General features: G+C 62.0%; 27 protein-coding genes. 21 read left to right on the forward strand and 6 right to left on the reverse strand.

What is annotated here, in order from left to right; translation table 11 throughout:
* The 21 genes from gspG to B3187_RS09885 form a co-directional block, all read left to right on the forward strand.
* A partial coding sequence (gspG, locus tag B3187_RS09785) for a type II secretion system major pseudopilin GspG (protein WP_286806099.1) occupies positions 1 to 291 on the forward strand: 291 nt, incomplete at its 5' end.
* Positions 291 to 860, forward strand: coding sequence for a type II secretion system minor pseudopilin GspH (gene gspH, locus B3187_RS09790; RefSeq protein ID WP_286806100.1), 570 nt, complete (start codon positions 291 to 293; stop codon positions 858 to 860). The genes gspG and gspH, both read left to right, overlap by 1 nt.
* A complete protein-coding gene (gene gspI, locus B3187_RS09795) occupies positions 860 to 1,279 on the forward strand; it encodes a type II secretion system minor pseudopilin GspI (protein ID WP_286806101.1) in 420 nt (139 codons plus the stop codon). Before gspH ends, gspI begins: the two co-directional genes overlap by 1 nt.
* Positions 1,266 to 1,976 carry a type II secretion system minor pseudopilin GspJ gene (gene gspJ, locus B3187_RS09800; RefSeq protein WP_286806102.1) on the forward strand — a complete coding sequence of 237 codons (711 nt, stop codon included), beginning with the start codon at positions 1,266 to 1,268 and terminating at the stop codon, positions 1,974 to 1,976. Before gspI ends, gspJ begins: the two co-directional genes overlap by 14 nt.
* Positions 1,948 to 2,955 carry a type II secretion system minor pseudopilin GspK gene (gspK, locus tag B3187_RS09805; RefSeq protein ID WP_286806103.1) on the forward strand — a complete coding sequence of 336 codons (1,008 nt, stop codon included), beginning with the start codon at positions 1,948 to 1,950 and terminating at the stop codon, positions 2,953 to 2,955. The genes gspJ and gspK overlap by 29 nt, the downstream gene beginning before the upstream one ends.
* Positions 2,956 to 3,030: 75 nt before the next feature.
* A complete protein-coding gene (gspL, locus tag B3187_RS09810) occupies positions 3,031 to 4,284 on the forward strand; it encodes a type II secretion system protein GspL (protein WP_286806104.1) in 1,254 nt (417 codons plus the stop codon).
* Positions 4,281 to 4,763 carry a type II secretion system protein GspM gene (gspM, locus tag B3187_RS09815; protein WP_123638573.1) on the forward strand — a complete coding sequence of 161 codons (483 nt, stop codon included), beginning with the start codon at positions 4,281 to 4,283 and terminating at the stop codon, positions 4,761 to 4,763. Before gspL ends, gspM begins: the two co-directional genes overlap by 4 nt.
* 15 nt (positions 4,764 to 4,778) lie before the next feature.
* Complete coding sequence (locus B3187_RS09820) at positions 4,779 to 5,558, forward strand: type II secretion system protein N (protein ID WP_286806106.1); 780 nt, start codon at positions 4,779 to 4,781, stop codon at positions 5,556 to 5,558.
* Positions 5,559 to 5,567: 9 nt separating this feature from the next.
* On the forward strand, positions 5,568 to 6,584 hold the full coding sequence (locus B3187_RS09825; protein WP_286806107.1) for an FAD:protein FMN transferase: 1,017 nt from the start codon (positions 5,568 to 5,570) through the stop codon (positions 6,582 to 6,584).
* A gap of 118 nt (positions 6,585 to 6,702) precedes the next feature.
* On the forward strand, positions 6,703 to 7,239 hold the full coding sequence (locus B3187_RS09830) for an AraC family transcriptional regulator (RefSeq protein ID WP_286806109.1): 537 nt from the start codon (positions 6,703 to 6,705) through the stop codon (positions 7,237 to 7,239).
* Positions 7,236 to 9,089 (forward strand): tetratricopeptide repeat protein, encoded by a 1,854-nt coding sequence (locus tag B3187_RS09835; protein WP_286806111.1) that lies wholly within the window; start codon positions 7,236 to 7,238, stop codon positions 9,087 to 9,089. The genes B3187_RS09830 and B3187_RS09835 overlap by 4 nt, the downstream gene beginning before the upstream one ends.
* Positions 9,086 to 11,953, forward strand: a complete 2,868-nt coding sequence (locus tag B3187_RS09840; RefSeq protein ID WP_286806113.1) for a tetratricopeptide repeat protein — start codon at positions 9,086 to 9,088, stop codon at positions 11,951 to 11,953. Before B3187_RS09835 ends, B3187_RS09840 begins: the two co-directional genes overlap by 4 nt.
* On the forward strand, positions 11,940 to 12,620 hold the full coding sequence (locus B3187_RS09845) for a tetratricopeptide repeat protein (RefSeq protein ID WP_286806115.1): 681 nt from the start codon (positions 11,940 to 11,942) through the stop codon (positions 12,618 to 12,620). The genes B3187_RS09840 and B3187_RS09845 overlap by 14 nt, the downstream gene beginning before the upstream one ends.
* Positions 12,617 to 12,925, forward strand: a complete 309-nt coding sequence (locus tag B3187_RS09850; protein WP_286806117.1) for a hypothetical protein — start codon at positions 12,617 to 12,619, stop codon at positions 12,923 to 12,925. Before B3187_RS09845 ends, B3187_RS09850 begins: the two co-directional genes overlap by 4 nt.
* A 199-nt stretch (positions 12,926 to 13,124) precedes the next feature.
* On the forward strand, positions 13,125 to 13,805 hold the full coding sequence (locus tag B3187_RS09855; protein ID WP_036160864.1) for a MotA/TolQ/ExbB proton channel family protein: 681 nt from the start codon (positions 13,125 to 13,127) through the stop codon (positions 13,803 to 13,805).
* Positions 13,806 to 13,851: 46 nt separating this feature from the next.
* Positions 13,852 to 14,370 (forward strand): ExbD/TolR family protein, encoded by a 519-nt coding sequence (locus B3187_RS09860; protein WP_286806119.1) that lies wholly within the window; start codon positions 13,852 to 13,854, stop codon positions 14,368 to 14,370.
* Positions 14,367 to 14,876, forward strand: a complete 510-nt coding sequence (locus B3187_RS09865; RefSeq protein ID WP_024461554.1) for an ExbD/TolR family protein — start codon at positions 14,367 to 14,369, stop codon at positions 14,874 to 14,876. Before B3187_RS09860 ends, B3187_RS09865 begins: the two co-directional genes overlap by 4 nt.
* Before the next feature lies 1 nt (position 14,877).
* On the forward strand, positions 14,878 to 15,828 hold the full coding sequence (locus B3187_RS09870) for an AgmX/PglI C-terminal domain-containing protein (protein WP_286806123.1): 951 nt from the start codon (positions 14,878 to 14,880) through the stop codon (positions 15,826 to 15,828).
* A gap of 54 nt (positions 15,829 to 15,882) precedes the next feature.
* Positions 15,883 to 16,065, forward strand: coding sequence for a PLDc N-terminal domain-containing protein (locus B3187_RS09875; protein WP_286806125.1), 183 nt, complete (start codon positions 15,883 to 15,885; stop codon positions 16,063 to 16,065).
* A gap of 147 nt (positions 16,066 to 16,212) precedes the next feature.
* Positions 16,213 to 16,476, forward strand: a complete 264-nt coding sequence (locus B3187_RS09880) for a CopG family transcriptional regulator (RefSeq protein ID WP_286806127.1) — start codon at positions 16,213 to 16,215, stop codon at positions 16,474 to 16,476.
* On the forward strand, positions 16,461 to 16,751 hold the full coding sequence (locus B3187_RS09885; RefSeq protein WP_286806129.1) for a type II toxin-antitoxin system RelE/ParE family toxin: 291 nt from the start codon (positions 16,461 to 16,463) through the stop codon (positions 16,749 to 16,751). The genes B3187_RS09880 and B3187_RS09885 overlap by 16 nt, the downstream gene beginning before the upstream one ends.
* A 99-nt stretch (positions 16,752 to 16,850) precedes the next feature.
* Here B3187_RS09885 and B3187_RS09890 read toward each other — a convergent pair whose 3' ends face one another.
* From B3187_RS09890 to B3187_RS09915, 6 genes are all read right to left on the reverse strand, one after another.
* A complete protein-coding gene (locus tag B3187_RS09890; RefSeq protein WP_286806132.1) occupies positions 16,851 to 18,041 on the reverse strand; it encodes a DUF3570 domain-containing protein in 1,191 nt (396 codons plus the stop codon).
* Positions 18,028 to 18,252 carry a DUF4266 domain-containing protein gene (locus B3187_RS09895; RefSeq protein WP_286806134.1) on the reverse strand — a complete coding sequence of 75 codons (225 nt, stop codon included), beginning with the start codon at positions 18,250 to 18,252 and terminating at the stop codon, positions 18,028 to 18,030. The genes B3187_RS09890 and B3187_RS09895 overlap by 14 nt, the downstream gene beginning before the upstream one ends.
* Complete coding sequence (locus B3187_RS09900) at positions 18,249 to 18,725, reverse strand: TlpA family protein disulfide reductase (protein ID WP_286806135.1); 477 nt, start codon at positions 18,723 to 18,725, stop codon at positions 18,249 to 18,251. Before B3187_RS09900 ends, B3187_RS09895 begins: the two co-directional genes overlap by 4 nt.
* A gap of 35 nt (positions 18,726 to 18,760) precedes the next feature.
* Positions 18,761 to 19,399: an outer membrane beta-barrel domain-containing protein gene (locus B3187_RS09905; protein WP_286806137.1), complete on the reverse strand. Its 639-nt coding sequence runs from the start codon at positions 19,397 to 19,399 to the stop codon at positions 18,761 to 18,763.
* Positions 19,369 to 20,088 carry an SH3 domain-containing protein gene (locus tag B3187_RS09910; RefSeq protein WP_286806139.1) on the reverse strand — a complete coding sequence of 240 codons (720 nt, stop codon included), beginning with the start codon at positions 20,086 to 20,088 and terminating at the stop codon, positions 19,369 to 19,371. The genes B3187_RS09905 and B3187_RS09910 overlap by 31 nt, the downstream gene beginning before the upstream one ends.
* 383 nt (positions 20,089 to 20,471) lie before the next feature.
* Positions 20,472 to 23,303, reverse strand: a complete 2,832-nt coding sequence (locus tag B3187_RS09915) for a hypothetical protein (protein ID WP_286806140.1) — start codon at positions 23,301 to 23,303, stop codon at positions 20,472 to 20,474.
* Positions 23,304 to 23,387: the final 84 nt, after the last annotated feature.

Here is a 23,387-nt window from a genome sequence, read left to right on the forward strand (position 1 = left end):
CAGACCGCGCTGAAACTGTATCGCATCGATAACTATGTCTACCCCAGCACCGAGCAGGGGCTCGAAGCCCTGGTGCAGCGCCCGACCATGGCCCCCGAGCCGCGCAACTGGAAACAGGGCGGTTACCTGGATGAGTTGCCGCAGGATCCCTGGGGTTCGCCCTATCAATATCTGAGCCCGGGCGAAACCCGTGAGTACGATATTTACACTCTGGGCGCCGACGGCGTCAGCGGCGGCCAGGATCAGAATGCGGATATCAGCGTCTGGGACGAGAGCGTCCAGAACGATTGATGAATCGCCCTTGTCCGATGAACCACCAGCGGGGTTTTACGCTGGTGGAAATCATGGTGGTGGTGATGATTATTGGCATCGCCGTGGCCATGGCATCACTCTCTATCGGGGGTGATGACAGCGCCTCGCGGGCCGAAGAAACGACCGAGCAGTTTATGTTGGAGGCACGTTTCGTTTCCGAGCAGACCGTGCTCAACCAGGAAATCATCGGCCTGTTCTGGGAGCCGAGGACCAGCGAGGGCAGCACTCGCCAGCGCTGGTGCTATCACTGGCAGCGATTTCGGGATCAGGCCTGGAGCCCGGTGAGCGAAAATCTCCGGGGTGACTGTCTGCCCGAGGACTTCCAACTGGAGGTCCGCTCGGAAGGTGAGCAGTGGCAGTACGATCCCCGCCAGGATCCGCAGCGGCCGGTGTTGGTGTTCTACCCGAGCGGTGAGGCCACCCCCTACGAAATGGCGATCATGCCGGCACAGTTCGACGACAGCGAAACCCAGCGGGTGGAAGTGTCGATGATGGGGGATCTGACCTGGCTGAATCGGGAAGAAGCGCGCGAGTGGGAGCAACAGTGATGCGTCTGTCGTCGGGTAGTGCCAAGCGGACGCGGGGCTTCACCCTCATTGAAGTGATGGTGGCCCTGGTGGTGGTTGCGGTGGCGTTACCGGCCTTCCTGATGCTGGTGATGTCCCAACTGGATGGCACCGCGGCGATCCGCAATAAAACCCTGGCGTTCTGGGTGGCCGAAAACGAGATGACCCGGCTTCACCTGCAGAGTAGCCAGCTGGATGATTTCACTCTGCCGGATCAGGACCAGGGAGAGGTGACCCTGGCGGGCCGGGAGTGGCGCTGGGAACTGAGCAATGAGGCTCTGGAGGTGGGCGACTACGGCGAGATGGCCGCGTTTCGACAGATTGAAATTGCGGTATCGCCACAGACCGATCCGGACAATGTGTTGGCCCGTCTGGAAGGAATTTTCAATGCGGAGCCCTAGATTACACCTGGCCCCTCAGCGGGGTTTTACCCTGCTGGAGATGATGGTGGCCCTGGCCATTGCGGCGGCCATTGCGACCATGGCGTACCAGGCCCTGGATTCGGCCAGCCGCGGTGCCGAGCGCAGCCGGGAAGTCATGGAGGGTATCAACCGACTGGATCGGGCCTGGCAGATCATCAGCGCGGACCTGCGCCATATTCTGGCGCCGGAGCCGGGGGGCCCCACCGGGCTACGCAATCCGTTTGCCGCCGATCCGTTTGGGGGAATCGGTCAGGAGGAGCGGTTGATGCTGTTTACCCGCCATTCGTGGTTGAACCCGATGGAGCGGTTGCGCAGTGACCTGCAGGAAGTCAGTTATCGCCTCGAAGAGGGAACGCTGTGGCGGGATTATCGGCCGGTCCGCAACCGGCCCTTCGATGAGTATGATTTTGAGGAACAGGCGCTTCGACAGCGGCTGTTGGACGGGGTGACGAGTGTGGAGCTCCGCTTCCTGTCCCAGGCGCTGCTGTCCCGCTCCGGACGCAGCGCTCTGGATGGTGACGATTACTTGCGGGACTGGGCCGAGGCCTGGCCCGACCCGGATCAGGTCGGGGGCAACCCGGCGGAGTTGCCCCTGGCGGTTCTGGTGCGCATAGAAATGGAGGGCGTCGGTGTCAGTGAACGCCTGTTTGAAATTACGCAGTTCCATGCGGACTGAGCGCGGCGCCGTGCTGATCATGGCCCTGCTGATCGTCAGCGTGGTGGCCGGGCTCGCGGTGAAGTTTACCGGTGAGTATCAGTTGGGGTTGGCCAAGGCCGAGAGCCGCTGGCATGGCGCCCAGGCGCGCTCCTATCTGCTGGCGGCGGAGACCGTGGCCCGCTTTGTGCTGGAGCTCGACCCGGACCCGCAAGTGGACTACCCGGAGGAAGGCTGGGGCGGCGAAACCCCGGTGGAGCTGGGCGGCGTCTGGTTGTTTGTGTCGATCACCGACGCTCAGAGCCGCATCAACCTGAATGATCTCGGGGGTGGCAACCTGAACTCCCAGCGGGCGCACAATGACCCGGAGCGCTACACGGAGATGCAGCGGCGCTTCATCCGTCTGTTGCAGACGTTTGATGAGGAGGGGGTGCCGTTGAACCCCGATGAGGCCATCGCCATACTCGAATCGGTGGTGGACTGGATGGACCCGGACAACGAAGTGAGCGGTTTCGGCGGCGCCGAGGGCGATTACTACCTGGGCCTGGACCCGGAGTATTTGCCGGCCAACCGGACCTTTGCCAGTGTGGAAGAGCTGCGTCTGGTGCGGCACATCACGCCGGAACTGATGGAGCTGCTACGACCGCACCTGACGGTGTTGCCGGCTGGGTTGAAGACCAACGTCAATACGATGTCCGACCGGCTATTGCGGACCATAAACAGTACCGAGGACCTGCTGCCACTCAGTCAGTCCCAGGTTGAGCTGCTGCGTCAGGGCTGGCCGGCGGAAGGTTTTTACCCGGACGTCAACAGCTTCCGGGGTGACAGTGTCTGGGCCAGCCTGGGGGTGAATCCGGAAACCGGAACCCTGTCGGTGAACACCAGCCACTTTGCGGTCAATACGGTCGCGTCTCTGGTGGAGCAGCGCCGGGCGATGCGCAGTATCCTGAAGCGCTCGAATGACGAGCTGACCGTGGTGCGTCGCACAGATGTGTACTGACGGGCGTGGGTATTCGCCCAATCAATTTACAGACGGGATCAGCCGTCGGATAACGGAACAACAACGATAGCGCTTATGGCCAACCAACTTGTGCTTTACACCAATCGCGCCCAGGACCAGTTTCGCTGGTGCTGGTTCGATGCCGACGGGCAACCGTTGCTCGATAGCGCCGCCTCGGGGGATCTCGATACCCTGGGGGCGATGCTCGGGGAGGGGCATCACAGCGTCTGGTTACTGCTGCCGGGAAACCAGGTGGTCACTCGCGAGCTGGAATACGCGGAAGCCGAAAAAAAACATCTGCGTCGGCTTTTGCCCTTCCAGCTTGAAGAGAGCGTGATTGGCGACATTGAGCAGTTTCATTTCGCGCTCGGTCCGGTACGTGAAGGGCGTGCCATCGCCGCCTATGTCGAGCAATCCTGGTTGCGCCAGTTGTTCGATCGTCTGGGCGAGTATCATATCGAGGTCCAGCGCACCTGGCCCCTGCCGTTGATGCTGCCCTTGCCACCAGAGACCGACCTGTCCGAGCAGTATCCCTACTGGACCCTGCAGATGCAGGGCGATCAGTTATTGGTGCGGTACGCCCCCAACCTGGGGTTCAGCCTCGATCGGGAGCAGGCGCGCCTGAGTCTGCAGATGCTGCTCACCGCTCAGAACCGGGTGGATAATCTGCCCCGGCTCAACCTGCGGGCGGAGACCGATGCGGAACTGGTCACTCTGAAGGCGCTGTTGCCGGATGAACTCCAGGACCGTATTGACGAACAGGCCGTGGTGCCTTTCTGGCAGTTGGACTTTGCCGAAACCGGCCGCGTGGATCTGTGTCAGGGCGAGTTCTCCCAGCGACTGCCGATTGAGCGCTGGTGGCGCTCCTGGCAGGGCGTGGTAGTGGCGGCCGCTGCCTGTCTCGTCCTGTATGTGGGGGTGACGGTTTATCAGGTGAATCAACTGGAAGCGGAGAATATCGAGATTCGCCGGGACATCGAGCAGGTGTATCGTTCGGTGGCGGGCCCGGGCAATTTGGTGGACGCCGAGCGTCAGTTGCGCCAGCAGTTGACCGAGCTGCAGCCGGCCAGTGCCAGTGGTCAGGTGACGCCATTTTTAGGCGATCTGTTCCCGGCGTTGGCGGAATCCGGCGGGGTCACTCTCAGTGCGGTGTCCTATGCGGCCCGCAGTGGTGAGCTGAGCCTTAACGTCCGAGCCGACACCTTCAACGCCATTGAATCCCTACGCGGTGACATTCAGACCCGAGGGTTGCAGGCTGAGCTGCTCAGCGCCAGTGCCCAGGGCGACAGTCACACGGCTCGCCTGAAAGTTACCGGAGGTCGCCCATGAAAGCGGTATTTGATTGGCTCTCCCGCTATAACCGGCGCGAGCAGACCATTCTTCTGATCGGTGGCGTGGCCGTACTGTTATACCTCTTATGGAAAGCGGTGCTGGTGCCCATGGCGGATTGGAAAGAGCGCCAGCTCAATGCCAATCGGGCGGTGAGTCAGTCCCTTGGGCGAGTGGAGTTGCTGGCCGCCCAGATTGAGCAGGCGCGCAGTAATGCTCAAAGTGATCGGGAGAACGACAGTAACCTCAGTGCCCTGGTGGACAGTAGCCTGCGTGCCAACAACCTCAGCATGAGTGGCTTCCAGCCGGGTACCGGGGGCCAGGTCAGAGTACGCCTGGACGACGTGCCCTACGACCGGTTTATCCAATGGCTCTACGACATGGAGTACCAGCATGGCGTCTCCGTGGTGGACTTCTCCATGGCCGGGACCAGTGAACAGGGTCGCGTGACCGTCAATATTCGACTGCAAAAAAACTGAGATAACGACAACGCTATGTGGGACACCCTGTCAAAATTCATTCCCCCGATCCGCTGGATACTCCTGCTGATCGTCCTGACCCTGCTGTTCGCCCTGACCCGCATTCCCGCGACCTGGGCCGCCTACTTCATGACCCAGGGCAACACCCTCGGACTCAGCGGCGTGCAGGGAACCGTCTGGTCCGGGCAGGCGCGCATGGCCAGTATCGAGATCGACAATCGGCACTACTCACTGGGTGCGCTTCGCTGGGAACTCAGCCCCTGGTCCCTGCTTACCCTGACACCCTGCGCGGATGTCAGCGCCACCCTGGAAAACCAGAACATCGACGGGCGGGTCTGCGCTGGACTGGGCGGCTCGGTCCGGGTCAGCGACACCAGTGTCGATGCGCCGGCGAGCCTGATCCAGGCGGGGGTTCCGGTGCCGATTCAGGGACAGCTTGCGGCCAATATTCAAACCATGCGCATGAAGGGCGGACGCCTGTCTGAACTGCAGGGCAACCTCAGTTGGACCGGCGCGAGGGTTCAGGCGGACGGCACCTGGGTGACACTCGGCAGCTTCGCCGCCGAGGCCCGCTACGATGCCGAACGCGATGCGCTGGTGGCAGATGTGTTTGATCTCGACGGTCCCATCGATCTGGAAGTGGAAACCCGACTGCCCCTCGCCGGAGGCATTTTTGTGGAAGGTGAGCTGGAGTTGACCGGCGCTTTCAGTGACCAGATCCAGGCGCGCGAATGGCTGCCCATGGTGCTCGACCACCAAGAGGGCAACCGCTACCACGTCGACCTGCAGTTCTGACGGCGCGCCATGATGATGCCCCGCCTCCCGGTCGTCATCGCTCTCAGGTTCATGATGCTGGGGCTCCTGGTACTGGGCAGCTCGCCCAGTACCGCCGAGTGGTACAGCGACCAGCAGGCCATCATGGGCACCGAAGTGGTGGCTCGCCTTTGGCACGACGATCCTGAGCAGGGGCGGGCCGCCCTGGCCGCAGTGATGAACGAACTGCATCGTATCGACCGCCATTTCAGTCCCTACAAACCGGACAGTGAGCTGTCCCGCCTGAACCGGGAAGCGCCCGAGGCCACTGATGAGCAGCCTCTGACGATCAGCGCTGAACTCACCGAACTCTTGTCTCGATCCAAATACTACGGGGAACTGACCGGGGGTGCCTTCGATGTCACTTTTGGTTCGGTCGGGCGTCTCTACGACTACCGCTCGGGCCGTCAGCCGGACGACGCCACCCGCAAGGCGCTGCTGGCGGCCATCGATTACCGACGGATTTACCTGGACCGGAAAGAAGATACCGTCTGGTTTGGCCATTCCAAGTTGTATGTCGATCTGGGTGGTATTGCCAAAGGCTACGGTGTGGACCGGGCCATTGAGCTTTTGCGTGCACGGGGTATAGAGCATGCCAGCGTCAGCGCCGGAGGCGATACCCGTCTGATCGGCGATCATCGTGGTCGCCCCTGGCGGGTGGGCATCAAAAACCCCCGTGCGCCCGAAGATGTGGCGATTGTAGTGCCTCTAAATAACGAGGCCATTTCCACCTCCGGCGATTACGAGCGCTACTTTGTGGATGCGCAGGGCGAGCGCATTCACCATATTCTCAATCCTCGCACCGGTACTTCGGCGCGGGGCATCATCAGCGCGACGGTTCTGGGGCCACGGGCCATGGACACCGATGCGCTCTCAACCAGCGTGTTTGTTCTCGGTCTGGAGGCGGGCCTGGCGCTGATCAATCGGCAGCCGGAATTCGAAGCCATTGTGATCACCGACGACGGTCGAGTGCATTACAGTGATGGACTGATTGACCCCGAAGAATAGGGCGCCGTATAGGCCAAGTGTGCGCGCCGTCACAATTCCAGCGCACCGGTGCCACTAAAATAATAAGCCGTTGTAAGCTGCGCCAGAACTCGCACGTTTCCGTCAGGAGAGCCTTCCAATGTCATCCCATTCCTTCCGTCCGGTGCGGCGGCTTGTCGGACTTTGTGCGGCCCTTGTATTGGCCGTCCCTTTGGCCTGGGCCCAAAGTGATCTCGAGGCCGATCTGGAGCAGCTTAAAGAGGACACCCTGAACCTCAACCGCGACCTGCTGATTCTGGAAGAAGAGCTACTCTATCCGGCATCGAGCCAAATAGCGGTGTACCTGTCGGTGGATCTCGGGGAATTCTTTCATCTGGACGGGGTGCGCCTTCAGGTAGATGGCGATCCGGTGGCCGCACAGTTGTATACCGATGCTCAGCGCGAAGCCTTGTATCGAGGCGGCGTTCAGCGGCTCTATCTGGGTAACCTCACTTCCGGCGAACATGAGATCAGCGCGGTCTTTACGGGCATCGGGCCCGACGGCCGGGATTACAAACGCGGCGCCGATCTGGTGGTGGAAAAAGGTCAGGAGCCGCTGGTGCTGGAGCTGAAAATCGTGGACTCCGAGCGCAAACTGCAGCCGGTTTTTGCCATTGAGGAGTGGGCGCTGCAATGAGGCATTGGGCGCTGCCACTGTCGTTTGCCCTGCTCGGCCTGGCTCCGGTTACCTGGGGCCAGGCCGAGCTGCGTGAAGGCGTGGCTCGCTATCACTACTATCAGAACGATTACCTGCCGGCCCTGAGCGAGCTGATGGTGGCCCGAAAGCAGGGGGACCTCGGGCTTGACCGGGGGGCGGTCCACGAGGGTGCCATCCGTATGGCCTTCGGCATGTCGGCCAGTGCCGAGCGTCTGCTGGAGTCCGCCTTGTCTGGCCGCCCGGCACAGCGCGACGCGGCACGTTTCTATCTGGGTAAGCTTCACTATCTGCGGGGCGATTGGGCGCAGGCCACCGATGCCTGGGCGCGATTGGGTGATGCCCTCGACCCGGACCTCGCCCGGGAGCGTCGTGCACTTGAGTGGCAGTGGCGCCTGCGCACCGGTGAGCCCGAGCCCGTGGACCCTGAGACGTTGTGGGACCAGTTGGGTGAATGGGCCCCGGTGGTGCTCTACAACCTCGGCGGCGCTTTCGCCCGGGCCGGTGATCGGGAGCAGGCCCGGCACTACTACCAGGTGTTGGTGGAGGAAGTCCCCCGCCAAGAGCGTCACAAAGCCGAATACCTGACCCTGCGCGATCGGGCCTTTACCGCCCTGGGGTTTACGGCTCTGCTGGAACAGGATTTCGAGCGCGCCGAGCAGGCCTTCGATCGGGTGCGCCTGTCCCGCGAGGATGCGGACCAGGCACTGCTGGGCTACGGCTGGGCGGCCCTGGAGCGGGGGGAGCCCGCCCGCGCGGTCCGCGCCTGGCAGGCTCTGGGTGAGCACTCACTCACCGGTAGCGCGGCCCAAGAGGCGTTGGTAGCCCTCCCCTACGCCTACACCCAACTCGACGCTCCCCAGGCGGCGCTGGATGCTTACGATCGGGCCGATGCGCGTCTGGAGGAAGAGCTCGCCCGGGTAGATCAGCTCCGGCGACAACTGACCCCCGCCTATCTGCGCCGCCAACTGGCGGCCACCGACCCCCGGGGCACCCTGTATCTGGAAGGCCGTGAAAACTGGCTGACGCTGACCGAATCCACGGTTGCCGCCAGCGCCGATCCCTACCTGTCTGACTGGGTCAATCAGAGTCCGTTTCAGAGTCAGGTACAGGCGCTCAGCGATCTGCGTGATCAGGCGCAACTGCTGGCGGACTGGCCCGAGAAGTTGGCCCACTACGGCCAACTGTTGCGGAACAAGCGTGCTCTGCGCAATGACCGTCAGGCGGATGTCGCACGGCGCCAACTCTGGGCCCAGATCGGGCAGTTGCGTGAACGACGTGCCCCTCTGGTCGCCCGCCTGTCGGACATCGAGGCCCGGTCGGATTATCTGGCCCTGGCGGATGACGAAACCCGCCGCCTATACGAGCGCGTCGAGGCGGCGCGTGAGCGGGCCGATCGGCTGACGGCGGCGGGCGAGTTGGAGAACCCCCGGGAAACCCGGGACCGACTGGCGCTGTACCGGGGTATATTGCTCTGGCGTGCCGCTCAGGACTATCCAGACCATCTGTGGCGGGTGCGCAAACAGCAGCGGGACCTGGACCGGGCCCTGGCGCAGTTGCGCACCCGGCAAGACCGGGTCCGCACGGTGATTGCGGACAACCCGGATATTGAACCGGCACTGGCCCGTATCGCCGAGCGGACCGAGGCGATTGTGCGCCAGCGGCAACGCCTTGATGAGGCGCAGCAGCGTCAGGCCGAGCAGCTCGCGGACAACCTGCAGACGCACCTGGCACAACACCAGGCCCGTTTGACGCAGTACCTTTCTCGCGTGCGACTGGGCGCCGCCCGGCTGCAGGATCGCGCGCTGCGCGAACAGGGAGGTGCACCGTGAGTCGCGTCTTCAGATCCCTGGGCTTGGTCAGTGCCCTGGCCCTGATGGCAGGCTGCGTGAGTTCCGGGAATCGGCACGGTGGTCTGGAGGCATTGCCCGAGGCCCGGTTGCCGGGGTCCGAAGCGCTCACCCCGGAGTCGGCCGAGCGCATTGCCCAGCGTTACGAGCGGGCGTTGGCGGTGGCGCAGGATCCGGCGCTGCAACTGGACATCCGCTGGCGTCTGGCGGATCTGGCGATGGCCCGCAGCGAAGCGGCGTTGGCACGTTCGGACAGTGTCGAGCCGCAATTTGGCGGGCCGATCGAGCGCTACCGGGCCCTGCTGAGCGATTACCGTGAAGGCCGGTGGGCGGAGGACGGCATCGAACCGCCGGCCTCCCCGGATCATCTTTACTACCATCTGGCCAAAGCCTACGCGCTGGATGGCCGTATGGAGGAAGCGAATCGGACACTGGTGGCGCTTGCCGAGCAGTTCCCCGAGTCGCGCTACTACGCCGAGGCCCAATTCCGCCGTGCCGAGCGGGCCTTCTCGCAAGGGGATTACGCGGCGTCCGAGGCACTTTACCGCGAGCTGCTGCCGGATGTGGGCGCGGCTCCCGAGTTCGGTCAGAACGCCCTATACATGCGCGCCTGGGCCCAGTTCAAGCAGGGGGATTACCCCGAGGCACTGGTGAGTTTTGCCGGCGTCCTGGATCATCTGCTCCTGCCGGCGGATGACGCGGCACAACTGGATCGGGCCTGGGCGCAACTCAGTGGTGCCCAGGCCGAGGTGGCGGGCGATGCCCTGCGTGCCATGGCCCTGTCATTCGCCTATCTCGAGGGGCCTGACAGCATTGGTGAGCTGGAGCGCCGGATCGGCGCCCGCCCCTATGAGCATCGGCTCTATCAACGCCTGGCAGAAACCTACCGCGAACAGGAGCGGGTGCGCGACGCCGCCGACACCTACGGACGGTACGTGGCCGAAAACCCCGACAGCGATCTGGCCCCGGGCTTCACCCTGGCCCAGATTGACACCTACCGGGAGGGACGCTACCCCACCTTGGTGCGTGCCGGCCAACAGGAGTTTGTGCGCCGTTACGGGCTGCTCAGTGCCTACTGGTTCCGTCGCGGCGGTCAGCCGGGGGCATTGGTCGAAGAGTCATTGCGCGAGTTTCTGCCAGCGCTGGCCAACTTTCAGCACGCCCGGGCCCAACGTCTGGCGGACGAAAGTGCCGGGGAAGAGCGGACCCGGCAGGCGTTTGCCCATGCCGCCACCTGGTACCGGGAGTTCGTGGCCAGTTTCCCCGAAGACCCGGCCGTACCGGAGCAGCGTTTTCTGTTGGCCGAAGCCCTCAATGCCGCCGGGCAGTGGCCCGAAGCGTTGGAGCACTACCGCCGGGTGGCGTTTGACCACCGAGACCCGGAGTACGGCCGCGAGGCCGGCTACGCGGCGGTGTTGCTCGCCGATGAGCTGGAGCGCCGCGCCGGGCCGGAGACCGATCACTGGTGGGCCCGGCGGTTGGAAGTGGGCCAGCAGTTTGCGGATCAGTATGCCGATGACCCGCGAGCCACCGGTGTACTCGGTCACCTGGCCCGCGGACAGCTCGAACGCGGTGAGCTTAATAGCGCCGCCGCCCTGGCGCAGAGACTGCTTGATTGGCAGCCGCCGGCCAGTGCTGACGAGCAGTTCAGCGCCTGGCTGGTACTCGGCCACAGTCAGTTCGATCTGGGACAGTTTGCCGCTGCGGAGCGGGCCTATTGGCAGTTGCTCGAGCGCTGGCCCCAGACCGAAGACGGTAGCGCCAGAAGCATTAACGGCGCGCCCAGTCAGGCCGAGGTGCGTGAGCGTATCGCCGCCAGTATGTACCAGCGCGCCCGCCAGCAACTGGACGCCGGGGAGATGTCCGGGGCGGTGGCATTGCTCGCGGAGATTCCCGAGACTCTGCCCACCACCGAAGTGGCGGTCCAGGCCCAGTTCGATACCGCGCACTACCTGATGCAGCTTGAACGCTGGCCCGAGGCGCAACAGGCCCTGGAGACGTTCCGGGCGGCTTATCCCGATAGCCCACTGCAGGCGCAGATTCCGGTGCGTCTGGCCAGGGTCTATCAGGCCCGGGAAAACTGGCTGGCGGCGGCCGCCGAGCTGCGCCGGGTCGAGCAGATCAGCGACGATCCCGAGCTGCAGCGCGAGTCGCTCTACCTGGCCGCTGAGCTATACCAGCGTGCGGGGGAGCGTAGTGAAGCGATCGACGCCTTTCGACGCTATGCACACAACTATCCGCAACCGGGGGCCGACCGGCGGGAGGCGGAGTACCAGATGACCGAGCTCTATCGGCAGACCGGTGAGGCGGACAAACGCGCGTTCTGGTTGCGTCGATTGGTGGATGGTCATCAGTCGGGGGAGGGTCGCTCCAACTACCTTGCCGCCTTCGCCGCCAGCGAACTGGCGGAGTCGAGTTTCAATGCGTTCAGTCAAATCAGACTGCGCCTGCCTCTGGGGCCGAGCCTGGAACGCAAACGCGCAGCCCTGGAGCGGGCCCTGGCGGATCAGGAGGCCATTCTGGACTACGGGGTGGCGGAATTCAGTACCCGTGCCAGCCACCGTATGGCCGCGATTTATCACCAACTGGGGCGTGACCTCATGGACTCCGAGCGCCCGGAAGGTCTGGGGGTGTTGGAGCTGGAGCAGTACGATATTCTGTTGGAAGAGCAGGCCTATCCCTTCGAGGAAAAAGCCATCGAACTCTACGAAATCAATGCCCGACGCACCCAGCGCGGCGTTTACGACCTGTGGGTCAAAGAGAGCTTCGGAGCCCTGGCTCAGATACTGCCGGCCCGCTATGGCAAGGAAGAACAGGTGGCGGAGGTTAGCCGTGGGATTTACTGATCTGAATGCTGTGCGGCGGCTGACTATGCTGTGTGCCTTTCTGGGGCTGACCGCCTGTGCCACGGCGCCCCAATCGGAGCCGGAGGCGGAGGTGGACGTGTCAACCGAGGCATCGGCGCCATCGGCGCTGCCCGAAGGCCCGGTAACCCCCAACCCTTACGAACAGATGGCGGTGAGTGTCAGCGCTCGGGCGCAGGCGGACTTCGACCGGGCTCTGGCGGCCATGGCCCAGGGCAATGACGCACAGGCACAGCAGCTGCTGAGCGCGATGACCGAGCAGTATCCCGCACTGTCCGGCCCCTGGGTCAACCTGGCGAAAATTCACAGTGAACAGGGTCGGGTAACGGAGGCCAAGGCCGCCCTTGAGCAGGCCCTGTCGATCAATCCCAATAACCTGGATGCCTACAACCAGCTGGCCCTGTTGCAGCGTGAGGCCGGTGATTTCGAGGCCGCCGAGCAGTCCTATCGGCAGGCGCTGACGGTCTGGCCGTTTCACGCCCAAAGCCACCTGAACCTGGGGATCTTGCTGGACCTGTATCGGGGCGAAGGTGAACAGGCGCTATTGCACTACCGCGCCTACCAGCAGCGTCAGGATGAACCGGACCGTCGGGTGGCGGGCTGGATCGTCGATCTGGAGCGGCGTCTGGCCGCAGAGGAGGCACAATGAACCATTGGACTCGAGGGCTGTTTTTCTTGCTGCTGGCGGGGTTATCCGCGTCGCTTTGGGCGCAAGAGAGTGAAACCGACGCTGAGCGGGACGCCGGACCGGTGATCGAGCTGGAATCCCGGGTGACCGGCAACCGCGAGCAGCCCCAGGTTTTTCATGTGGTGCCCTGGCAGACTCCGGAAAGTCCTGAGCCGGACTATGACCCCCTGGAGCGGCAACTGGAGAGCGTCTTCGGTCACGTCGAACGGGATGAACTGCAGCGCACCTTGCGTCAGCGGGAAGAGACGGTCGAAATCGCCGACTGAACGGCAGCGGAATCCTCCCAAAAATCAACCTGCTTCACAGTTTCGCTGCGGCCAAGTCGGCATAATGATCAACGCGTCAGGCGGGTTTGCCCGTCTCAACACTATTTCAAAAAATATATTCAAAAAAACATAGCAGGCTTTATAAACATCCGTCGTTCTATACGGGCGACGTCGCGTTTGCATTTTGAGGGCAATACCCATGGAATTTATCACTACCGTGCTGCGTTTTTTCCAGAACGGCGGCCCCTTCATGTATCCCATTGCACTGGTGCTGGTGGTAGGGGTGGCCGTGGCGCTGGAGCGCTGGCTCTACCTGACTCACGCCAAGTCCGCCAACCGCAAGGCCTTTCAGCAACTGATGCCACTGCTGAAAAAGCGCGATTACGCCGGCGTGATGAAACTCGGCCAGACCTCCCGAGCCCCCATTGCCCGGATCATCAGTGCGGGCGTCGCCCGGATGAGCCAATCCCAGCGTCGCGACGACATTGAGCTGGCGATGGAAGAGGGCGTGATGGAAGCCATGCCCCGTCTGGAGAAGCGCACGCCCTATCTGGCGACTCTGGCCAATATCGCCACACTGCTTGGCCTGCTCGGCACCATCATCGGTCTGATCGCCGCCTTTACCGCAGTGGCCGATGCCGACCCGGCGGAAAAAGCCAACCTGCTCTCGGCCAGTATTTCTGTGGCCATGAATACCACCGCCTTTGGTCTGATGTCGGCCATTCCCCTGTTGTTGTTTCACGCCACCCTGCAGACCAAAACCACCGAGATCATCGACAGTCTCGAAATGGCGGGCGTCAAATGCCTGAACCTGATGGGGGTGGGCACGGCTCAGCGGGCGAGCGGTAAGCCCGGTTCTGAACCATCGGCACAAGCCTGACGCCGTCCTCGCGGCCTTCTTACCCGGTTAAAGGACAGCAAGCGCGATGTTTCATCGACGGCGCCATCGACACAGAGAAGAAGCGGAGCTCGACATCACCTCCTTTATGAATCTGATGATCATATTGGTGCCGGTGTTGTTGATGAGCATGGTATTCGCCCGCATCACCGTACTGGATTTGCAACTGCCCAAAAGTGCCAGCAGCGAAGCGAGCGAAACCGACGAGCCCAATGAGCAGATTGAACTGATCATTCGTGACGATCATTTCCAGGTCAATTTCCCCGCCGGTGTTCCCGTCGAGCGGGTGCCTCATCAAGACGGTGAGCCGGACCTGCCCGCCCTGTCGGAATTGCTCCAGCAGGTGAAACAGACGCTCAAAAACCAGGGCATCGACAAAAACGATATTGTCATTCTGTCCGAGCCGGATACTCCCTATCAGACGCTGGTCAGTGCGATGGACACCGCCCGATCCTTCAGGGCGGTAGTGGCCGCATCGGTAGTGAACGCCGAACTCTTCCCGGTCATTTCCCTGGGCGATGCCCCCGCACAGGAGGCGAGCGAATGAAGCAGTCCATGCGCGCCCGCCGGATGGCCCGGCACCACCGTCGCCTGAGTCAGTTGCCCAAGCTTAATCTGGTGTCCCTGATGGACATCTTCACCATTCTGGTGTTCTTCCTGCTGGTCAACTCCTCCGAGGTGGAAGTGCTCAGCCGGGATAAAAATATCGAGTTGCCCGCCTCGGTGGCGGACCAGCAACCGGATGAAAGTCTGCTGCTGGTGGTGGGGGATGAGCAGATTCTGGTAAACGGTCGACCGGTGGCGTCCGTGGCCGATGTTCTGGCGCAGCAGGACGAAGAGATCCCCGGTTTATCGGAAGAGTTGGCCCTGCGCGCCGAGCGTGCCCGACCGCTGACGGAGGCCGAGGCGCAGATCGGCCGACCGATCACCATCATGGGGGATAAAGGCATTCCCTATAAACTGCTGAAAAAAGTGATGGCCACCTGCGCCGCCTCGGACTATCGCGATATCGCTCTGGCGGTCGACCAGATCGCCTCGGAGGCCGAGGGCTGATATGACCCGATATCCGAGCCCCAACACCGATCTGCCCTGGGAATCCAGCGCCGAGGACGATCAGCGCTACCGGCGAATTCTGCGCGGGCTGATCATACTGTTGCTCATTCTCGGGCTGGTGATTCCGTTCGTGCCCTTGCCAGAGCCCAGCCGGGACGAGGCACCGGAGCTGCCACCGCAACTGGCCCGGGTGATACTGGAAAAAGAGGAGCCGCCACCGCCTCCTGAGCCCGAGCCGGAACCGGAGCCCGAACCCGAGCCGGAAGAGACAGAACCGGAGCCTGAGCCCGAACCCCTGCCGGAACCCGAGCCTCAACCTGAGCCACCGCCCCCTGCCCGGGTGGAAGAGGCCCGGGAAACCGCCGCTCGCAGTGGCCTGATGCAACATCGGGACGCTCTGGCCGCCATGCGCAATACCCTGGATACCCGTAAGGTCGAGCAGGCCGCCCTGTCCGAGGGTCAGTCCGAGGCCGAGCGGCCCGACCGCAACCGCCTGGAAGGGCAGGTCGCCGAGGACAGCGGTGGCATCGATACCGATCAACTCAGCCGGGATACCGGTGGAGGCGAACTCGCCGCCCGGGAATCGACCCGGGTCAGCGATGAGGCGGAAGCGCTGGCAGCCGCCGAAGCAGAAGCCGCCGCGAGCGGCCCGAGAGAGCTGGCCGCTCGCAGCGACGAGGAAATCCGACAGGTCATCGACCAGCACATGGGCGCCATCTTTGCCATCTACAACCGCGCCCTGCGCCAGGACCCGCTTCTGCAGGGCAAACTGGTGGTGCGTATGGTCATCGAGCCCAGCGGGGAAATCTCCGAAGCGCGGATCGAGTCCAGTGAATTGAACAATGAAGAACTTGAACAGCGCCTGCTGGCCCGAATTCTGCTGATCACCTTCCCCGACGCGGATGTGACCGTGACCCAAGTGAACTATACTTTCGATTTCTTGCCGAGATAATCACTGCCACCCCGGCAGAGTTCTCGCCATCAACCAGAGAAAGGAGCGCGTTCAATGTCCATCGAGATTACCGGTATTCTGGGTCTTATCCTGCTGATCTGTGTCATCTACGCCTTGCTGCAGGTGGCCCAGAGTAAAGAGTCGAGCACCGCCAAACTCATCTGGATCCTGGTCCTGCTGTTCCTCCCCTTCCTCGGTTTTATCATCTGGTTGTTTATCGGGCCGCGAGGTAAATAGCCGGGGCCACAACCATTGCCCCTGATTCCCCTGACGCTCCGTCCGGTCGGCGCAGTGAGATCTTCCTCTTGCGGAAAAACTGGCAAATGATCAGCCGTGGTGTTACCGTTGTTAATCATTGTTTAACAACGGTAAACGGGTGACTTTATGTTGGGTGTTCGCCTGGATGAGCAGCTTGAAAGCCGTCTAAGTGCTCTGGCCGCCAAGACAAAACGCTCTAAGAGCTTTTTGGCAAAAGAGGCTTTGACCCGGTATATCGAGGAAGAAGAGCGCAAGGAGCATGAAAATGAGCTCACTTTGGCGCGTTGGGAGGAGTACCAGGAGACGGGTGAGACTGTAGATAATGACGCCATGATGGATTGGCTCGAATCCTGGGGTACGGATCAGGAGAAGTCATGCCCCGTGAAATAGTCTGGCTGCCGGACGCATCCAAAGATATTGCCCGCCTTAGAAACTTTCTTAAATCCCAAAACCCCCTCGCCGCACAGCGGGCGTCCCAGCGAATTGTTGAAGGCGTGAGGATTCTGCAAGATAACCCGGAAGCTGGAGTGCCAGTGGAAAACATGGGCGATTATCGGGACCTCATGCTGACGTTCGGGGCGGGTGAATATATTCTCCGGTATCGGGAAGAAACCAGCAGAATCGTGATTGTTCGTGTTCGACATAGCAAAGAAGAACACTTTTAGCGGATTCTTGACTCATCCAGGGGGTTACTCAGATTTCTATCGCGAACCTCGCGTAAGGATGCTGCCCGTCTATCTAACCTAACGTTTACGTCGAGTCGTCTAGAACCAGAACGATAGATAAAATCGGATCACGTTGGCATCAAACTGATACAGAGGTTCTTCCCCGGCGGCGTAGTCGTCGGGGGAAACCCGGACATCGCGAAAGTCTTCGTAGTCAAAACGGATGTGGTCCCAATAGAGGTTGATGCTGCTGCGTTCAAAACCCGGGATGGCGAAGCGCGGTAAATTATAGGTGGCACCCAAGCCAATCGTATTGGAGCTGAAGGGCCCCATTTCCTTATCGCGGGCCAGGTAGTTCTGGGCGTCGCGGAAGTCGTACAGATCCGAGTAAAAGTCCGCGCCGGTCTGATCGTAGTGGCGCAACTTCAACTCGAACAACCAGTTGTCGTCGTGACTGTGGGTGTAGCGCAGCTCACCGGTGTGGGCTTCGATCGCCCAGTTGTCCTGAAAGTATCGGTACTCCCCGCGCAGGGCGGAGCGGCGGTTGGGCAGGTGGTAAATGGCCCGCAGACCGAAGGCGTCGCTGTTGCGGGTGTTGGGGTAGACCTCCGGTTGATAGCTATAGCCACGGGCGCTACTGGAGTCCCGGTAGCGCACCTGCCGATACGCATTGTTCAGAAAACCTTCGTCAATGACCGCTTCATAACTGAACGCGGCAATCAGGTCGGTGCGCAGAATCTGGGTCAGGGTCAGTCCGTAGCGGCGGCGCTCCAGATGCTCTTCAAAGTCCGGTCGATCGTTGCGACCGATTACATCGTCGCCGTAGCTGGTGGTGAGGCTGACGGTGGTCAGGTCGCCAAAAAAAGTCTGGGTGATACCGAAGCTGACGGTTTCCGCGTCGTAATCATTTTCTTGGCTGGTAGCGTAGCCGGCGCTGATCAAGGTGCGGTCGTTCAGGTAGTCGATGCCGGCATTGTATTCGGTGCGCTCTTCGGCGTAGGGGCTGGCGGCAGAGTTGACGTCCACCCCAGCGGCTTCCACATCAATGGACGCGCCGCTGACGGTATCGACGTAATACTTACCGGACACCGAGACCGATTCGCCAATGCTTTTGCGCACCAACACCGAAGGCCCGTCAATCTTGACGCCGCCCCCATCGTAGCTGTGATACAGAACATCGATGCGCTCTTCGGGCAGTACGGACGCCCCGGCGGTGCCGGCAAAACACCCGACAGCCAGTAGCGCCAGCCAGTGCCTTGCCCGCGTGCGCGATCGATCAGTTGCAGCCACAGCCGCCTCCCGCACTGCCATCAGCGCCACGACCGGCCTCCCGGGCGTCGTGCACATGACCCAGATAACTGCTGGAAGCCGGGTCGCGATCAAAGCTCATGATCGGGTCGGCCAGCTTCTGGCGTTCGTAGGGTTGCACCCAGGGCTGCACACTGCAGGCACCGAGCAGAGCGCAGAAAGTGAGCGCGAGGCTGTAGCGAATCGGCTTCATTCGCGAATCAGCTCCCGGATCTGGTCGCGGTACTTGGCTTCATCACCTTCTTTGTAGCCGCGGTTGACGTAGCGCACATTGCCATCGCGATCCACCATCACGGTGGTGGGCATGGCGCTGACCTGGTAGGCGCGGCTGGCGGTGCTGTCGGGGTCGTACAGAATCGGGAAGGTGACGCCGACATCGTCCAGGAATTTTTGCGCGGCCTCGGGGTTCTGCTCGACGTTGACGCCGAACAGGGTGAAGCCGGCCTGCTCGTAGCGGTCGTGCAGCTCTTCCAGCAGCGGCATCTCCTTACGGCAGGGCGCACACCAGGAGGCCCAGAAGTTGATCATCACCACCTTGCCGCGCTGTTCTTCCAAACGAACGTTCTCACCGTTGTCGCTTTTCAGGGTGAAGTCCGGCGCCTTCTCGGCATAAGCCGAGGCCGCGAAACCGAACAGGGCGACCAGTAAATAGTGCGTCAATCTCATGGCTCAACTCCTCTCTTAAAACCCGATCATCATAATTAGAAAAACAGCGACACGCCCAGACGTGCCTCCAGATTGTTCACTTCCACCTCCCGGCCGAACAGCTCGTGGGTAAACACGTGGCCGCGCATGCCCAGGTCCAGAGCCAGCCAGTCGGTGGTGTACAGTTTGAAACCGGCGCCCAGATTGTAAGTAAAGTAATCCTGCCCGGCGAACTCGGTATTGCCGGCGCCGCCGATCACATAGGCGCTGGTGTTGAAGCTCCAGTTTTCCGTGAGATAAATCTGCCCCGGCAGGAAATTGTAACCCAGGGAAAGATTGTAATAGGTGTAGTCCCGCTGGTCTTCGGTGAGCAGTTCCACAGCGCCGCTCAGCAATTCATAGCTGGTTTCCCGGGTTTCGGTTTGGGCGGCGTTGGCCTGCAGGAAAATCGCTTCGGTGACATGATAGCTCAGGCTGACCCCGGCCACGGGATTGCTGCCGAAATCCTCCACGCTCATCAGCCCGTAGAACACGCCGAACTCGAAATTCTCGGTGTCCAGGTCGCGCTCGCTGATCCGCCGGCGCTCTTCGTCCGGGCCGACAATATCACCCAGCGGCCCGTCCTGAGCGAGGGCCAGCGGTGCTGTGCTCGCCAGGGCGAGGGCTAGAAGTAGACGTTGAAACCCAGTTGCCATTCGTTAACCTCTTCGTTGGTGTCGCGGCTGGTGAGTATCTGGTGTTGGGTCATTTCCAGGCGCAGAAAAAAGCGCCGGGTCAGGTAGACGTAAGCACCCAGGCTGGTCTGAAACAGGTTGTCTTCCCGGTCCTCGGCTTCCACCAGCGTCGCACTCGGTTGAATCCGGATCTGCCCGGTGCCCAGCCGGAAATAGGGCGAGACCCACCAGTCGGGAAAGGGCTGGTGCATCAACCCGACGCTGGCAATCCGGCTGTCGGAAAACTGCCCGGTACTTTGGCTCAGCCGCAGGTCGGCGGTGAGGTGTTCGGTAAAGCGAAACCCGAGGTTGAGCCCGAGGGAGTCGGCCCCATCAAAGTCACCCCCGGCAAACCCGAGTTCCCAGCGCCGCTCGCCATAGTCCTCGCGACCGGGTGCACGAATGTCGGGGGCCTGACCGGTGCGGTCGAGGGTGTTGGCCAGGCTGTCGACGTGTATCCAGCCGGTTTTGCCGCGTCGGGTGGTGATTTTGATCCAGTCGGTCCGGCGTTTTTCCAGGGTGATGGCTTCGTCTTTTTCGACGATATGAAAGATCGGATAGCCTTTGCCAGGACCCGTATGAACGTCGATATAAGTGGTGGCGACGGTGACTTTCGGGGCGTCGGCGTGGGTAGTTATTGCGATTATCGAAAGCGCTAATGTGAATAGCACTGTAGAGAGCTTTGCGGTGGCTGAACGTCCGGTCCGCTGTGGGGTGAAGCGTTTCAAGACTCGCTGTAAATACATCCCTGTACGCTCCTCACCGCTAGTCCCGCGGGTGAGGGTCTTGAAACGCTTCACCCCACATCGGCCCTCAGTGCGCTGTATCTCACCTCTCTCTCTCCTGTGACCTTGGGCGGGGCTCCTCCCGAGTTTTCTACAGAGTGAGGAGGTCAGGGGCGGGGTATACCCTTCCAGGACCGTAGAGCGCGGGATTCGCGATCCCGAGCGTACAGGGATGTATTTACAGCGAGTCCTGGAAGGGTATACCCCGCCCCTGACCGGACGTGACGCCACATAAAAAGGTTCCTGCTCATGAAAAATAACCAAGTCCCTCATTCGTCGTCCTGTCGCGCCCGGTCAAAAGGGTTATTGTAATAGCGGGCACCGGTGTCGAGCCATTCCCGCAGGAGTCGGAGTTCATCGGGGTTGAGCATACCACGGTGATCGACTGCGTCGGGGGCAGCCAGGTCGTTCGTCTGCTCAAAACGCGCAAAGAACGCGGCGCTGGCAGCGGCTCCGCCTCGGGATAATGGCGGTTGTACCGGCACCGTGGTCAGAATCGGAATCGGGTTGCCGTCGTCATCCAATACCAGCTCACCCTCCTCATCGGTTTCAAACTCCCCGGTTTCCACCAACAGGTCGATCACCGCGCCATCGACCAGCGTCACCTCATCGTCACCATTGAGTAGCTCAAGGTAAGACGTCATCTGGCCGTTGCCTGCCGCATTGCGGGTCAGCTCCAACTGGCCGGCGGGGACCCGAGGCGCATCGTCGGCGTCGAAACGGGTGTGACAGCCCACACAGGTGTGGTCCACGGGCTCATCGAATTCATCCAGGACCAACGTCGCCTGACCCTCGTCGTTTTCCTCGGTCAGCAGCCGCTGACGCTCCCACAGGCTCTGAATATGGTTTTCATAATTGATCACCACCCGGCACAGCGCCGTCCATTGGGTCTGGCAGCCTTCGCTGGTGGGCGGGTAAGTGGCCGAGACGGTCAGGCCTTCGTCAGGGTTTTCGTCGTTGGCGTACTCACGGTAATCGTCCGCCGCCAGGGCGCTGTACAGGCGCTGGTGATCCGGGTCGGGTTCGCGCACCGCCGGGTCGGTCCAGATGTCGGTGTAGCGGATATTCACGTTCGGATTGCGGGGGCCTCTAAAGCTACATGTGTCTGGCTCTTCAGGGTTGCTGCATGTCAGCGCGACTCGTGCTTCGAGCTCGGCCATAGTTTCTCCCATCATGGGGTTTTCAGGCTGACCTTCGATATCAGCAAGTAGAGTATTGGGAAAGGGGAGGCCCTCGGTATCCGCGCCGGTATAAGCGGGTAACGGCCCGCGTTCGGGGTGGCCGTGGGGGACTTCACTGTCGGCGCTGTGGCAGCCCTGACAATTGCGCTGTTCCCCGGGACGCAACTGCAACCAGTTGCGGTGCGGGGGCATGATCCGGGTGCCCTCGGCATCGACGATATCGAAACTGAAGGCGATATCCGCGGGCACCTTGGTCATTACCGAACCGTCGGGCTCGATGGGCACATAGCCGAGAATTTCCAGCAGGCCCCGGTTCTGGTTGAAGCGGTTGCCGAACACCTCGTCGTCCTGGTCGTTCAAGGTATCGTTGTCCGGGCTGGAGACGGCTTTCAGCAGTCGCAGGAAGCGGGCGGGCCGCTCGTCGGCCGTGGTCTGGGCCGGGTCCATCAGCGCGTCGATATCGACGCTCGCCTCGCCGTCCAGGTCGTACACACTCTGAATATGCAGTACCCCGACGCCTTCACTGACCCAGTTGGACTCGCCCACCAGGGGCTCCTGGAAACCGGGTCTCGGGCGGGGTTCCAGGGCGATGGGGTCGGTGACCATCTGGTCCTCTTCCGGCAGCACGACGGGCTGCTGGGTGGGGCCTTCCGGGTCGAACACCCACAGGCCGAACAGCGGTGGGGCGGGTTCGCTGCCCTCGGTGGTCAGCCATTCGTCGGTACAGGGGCGAATCCGGACGCCGTCGTCCTGCTCGGGATCGGGCACGGACACCCGGCAGGGGCTCCAACTGACCAGTAAGCGCTCACTACCATCCTGCATGGGATAGGCCGCGTGGTAGAGCCCGGCGCGGGAGATATCGCCGTTCAGGGGAATGGGTCGATCGGCGAGTGACGTTTGGGCCGGGCCGCCCGCCACACCGTCCAGAGTCTGATCATTCTCGACATGGTTGGCCACATCCACCCGCACCAGGTCTCCGCCCAGCAGCTCGTCTTGTGGCTTGGCAATGGCCAGCAATTGACCGTCCAGTGTCAATTGGGTCGAGAAGAGGGCGGGTGCCTCACTGCCGGCCAGGCTGTGGTAGCCGTAGCGCGGCGCCAGGCCCGTTCCGTCGGGGTTGAGCTGATAGAAGCTCAGCCGGTTTTGCGCGAAACCATCCCAGCGGGTGAACAGCACCCGGCCCTCGACGTCGATCAGCGGCTGCAGGTCGTGGCTCTGGTTGTAGCTGATCTGGTCGATATTGCGCCCGTCCGCATCCATCACGTGGAGCACCAGGGCGTCCTGATTGTCGTTTTCGGTCTGGGCCGCGAACTGGGGTTTGCCGTCGTCAAGCAACACCGCCCGGTTGCGGCTCTGGCGGGTGGAGCTGAACAGGATGCGGTCATCCGGCAGGTACTGTGGGCTGACGTCCTGACCTGCCTCGGCGCTTAGATCGGAGCTGATCACCCGGCGCAGGGACTCGGTGTTCAGGTCATATTCCCAGATATTCCAGGTGGGTTGCTCGTCGTCATCCGCGTCTTCGATCTCCGGCGCCCGCAGGGCAAACAGGAAGCGGTCCCCATCCGGGTGGGGGGCAATGTCCTTTACATCGTAAAGCGCCCCCTCATCGAACAGCCCGGCGGTCAGCTCCCGCCGGCCCGCCGTCGCGGTGGCCCGGTCCTGGAAGTACAGTCGGGCGCCAGCGTTAAACTGGGCCGGCTCGGTCAGTACCTCTGCCAGAATTTCGTCGGAGTCCTCATCCCGGGGGACGGGGCGCAGCACATAGACAATCGGAAAATCCACCACCACCGGGTCCGGTGTCTGACCGCCGCCGCTGTCCTCGCCGGGCCCTACCGGGTCACCCACGCCACCGCCACAGGCAGTGAGCCCGAGGGCCAGAATCGGCAGCAATGTCGCACGTGTAGTGGCACTGAGTGTCATGACGGATGTCCCGGAGCAAAAGCGCCATTATCAGGGCTTTCAGGGCCGACGGAATGGGATCCAGTGCCAAAAAACGGGGTTGAA

It is taken from the genome of Marinimicrobium sp. UBA4209 (assembly GCF_002381585.1).
GTDB lineage: Bacteria > Pseudomonadota > Gammaproteobacteria > Pseudomonadales > Cellvibrionaceae > Marinimicrobium > Marinimicrobium koreense.

What these genes read in the sequence shown, in the direction of transcription:
- B3187_RS09830 (WP_286806109.1), top strand. Translation starts at nt 6,703, where the DNA reads ATGTCATCCCATTCCTTCCGTCCGGTGCGGCGGCTTGTCGGACTTTGT.
- gspH (WP_286806100.1), top strand. Translation starts at nt 291, where the DNA reads ATGAATCGCCCTTGTCCGATGAACCACCAGCGGGGTTTTACGCTGGTG.
- B3187_RS09835 (WP_286806111.1), top strand. Translation starts at nt 7,236, where the DNA reads ATGAGGCATTGGGCGCTGCCACTGTCGTTTGCCCTGCTCGGCCTGGCT.
- gspI (WP_286806101.1), top strand. Translation starts at nt 860, where the DNA reads ATGCGTCTGTCGTCGGGTAGTGCCAAGCGGACGCGGGGCTTCACCCTC.
- B3187_RS09875 (WP_286806125.1), top strand. Translation starts at nt 15,883, where the DNA reads ATGTCCATCGAGATTACCGGTATTCTGGGTCTTATCCTGCTGATCTGT.
- gspJ (WP_286806102.1), top strand. Translation starts at nt 1,266, where the DNA reads ATGCGGAGCCCTAGATTACACCTGGCCCCTCAGCGGGGTTTTACCCTG.
- B3187_RS09900 (WP_286806135.1), bottom strand. Translation starts at nt 18,725, where the DNA reads ATGAGATTGACGCACTATTTACTGGTCGCCCTGTTCGGTTTCGCGGCC.
- B3187_RS09885 (WP_286806129.1), top strand. Translation starts at nt 16,461, where the DNA reads ATGCCCCGTGAAATAGTCTGGCTGCCGGACGCATCCAAAGATATTGCC.
- B3187_RS09850 (WP_286806117.1), top strand. Translation starts at nt 12,617, where the DNA reads ATGAACCATTGGACTCGAGGGCTGTTTTTCTTGCTGCTGGCGGGGTTA.
- B3187_RS09895 (WP_286806134.1), bottom strand. Translation starts at nt 18,252, where the DNA reads ATGAAGCCGATTCGCTACAGCCTCGCGCTCACTTTCTGCGCTCTGCTC.
- B3187_RS09855 (WP_036160864.1), top strand. Translation starts at nt 13,125, where the DNA reads ATGGAATTTATCACTACCGTGCTGCGTTTTTTCCAGAACGGCGGCCCC.
- gspL (WP_286806104.1), top strand. Translation starts at nt 3,031, where the DNA reads ATGGCCAACCAACTTGTGCTTTACACCAATCGCGCCCAGGACCAGTTT.
- B3187_RS09865 (WP_024461554.1), top strand. Translation starts at nt 14,367, where the DNA reads ATGAAGCAGTCCATGCGCGCCCGCCGGATGGCCCGGCACCACCGTCGC.
- B3187_RS09820 (WP_286806106.1), top strand. Translation starts at nt 4,779, where the DNA reads ATGTGGGACACCCTGTCAAAATTCATTCCCCCGATCCGCTGGATACTC.
- B3187_RS09905 (WP_286806137.1), bottom strand. Translation starts at nt 19,399, where the DNA reads ATGGCAACTGGGTTTCAACGTCTACTTCTAGCCCTCGCCCTGGCGAGC.
- B3187_RS09860 (WP_286806119.1), top strand. Translation starts at nt 13,852, where the DNA reads ATGTTTCATCGACGGCGCCATCGACACAGAGAAGAAGCGGAGCTCGAC.
- B3187_RS09870 (WP_286806123.1), top strand. Translation starts at nt 14,878, where the DNA reads ATGACCCGATATCCGAGCCCCAACACCGATCTGCCCTGGGAATCCAGC.
- gspM (WP_123638573.1), top strand. Translation starts at nt 4,281, where the DNA reads ATGAAAGCGGTATTTGATTGGCTCTCCCGCTATAACCGGCGCGAGCAG.
- B3187_RS09880 (WP_286806127.1), top strand. Translation starts at nt 16,213, where the DNA reads ATGTTGGGTGTTCGCCTGGATGAGCAGCTTGAAAGCCGTCTAAGTGCT.
- B3187_RS09825 (WP_286806107.1), top strand. Translation starts at nt 5,568, where the DNA reads ATGATGATGCCCCGCCTCCCGGTCGTCATCGCTCTCAGGTTCATGATG.
- B3187_RS09915 (WP_286806140.1), bottom strand. Translation starts at nt 23,303, where the DNA reads ATGACACTCAGTGCCACTACACGTGCGACATTGCTGCCGATTCTGGCC.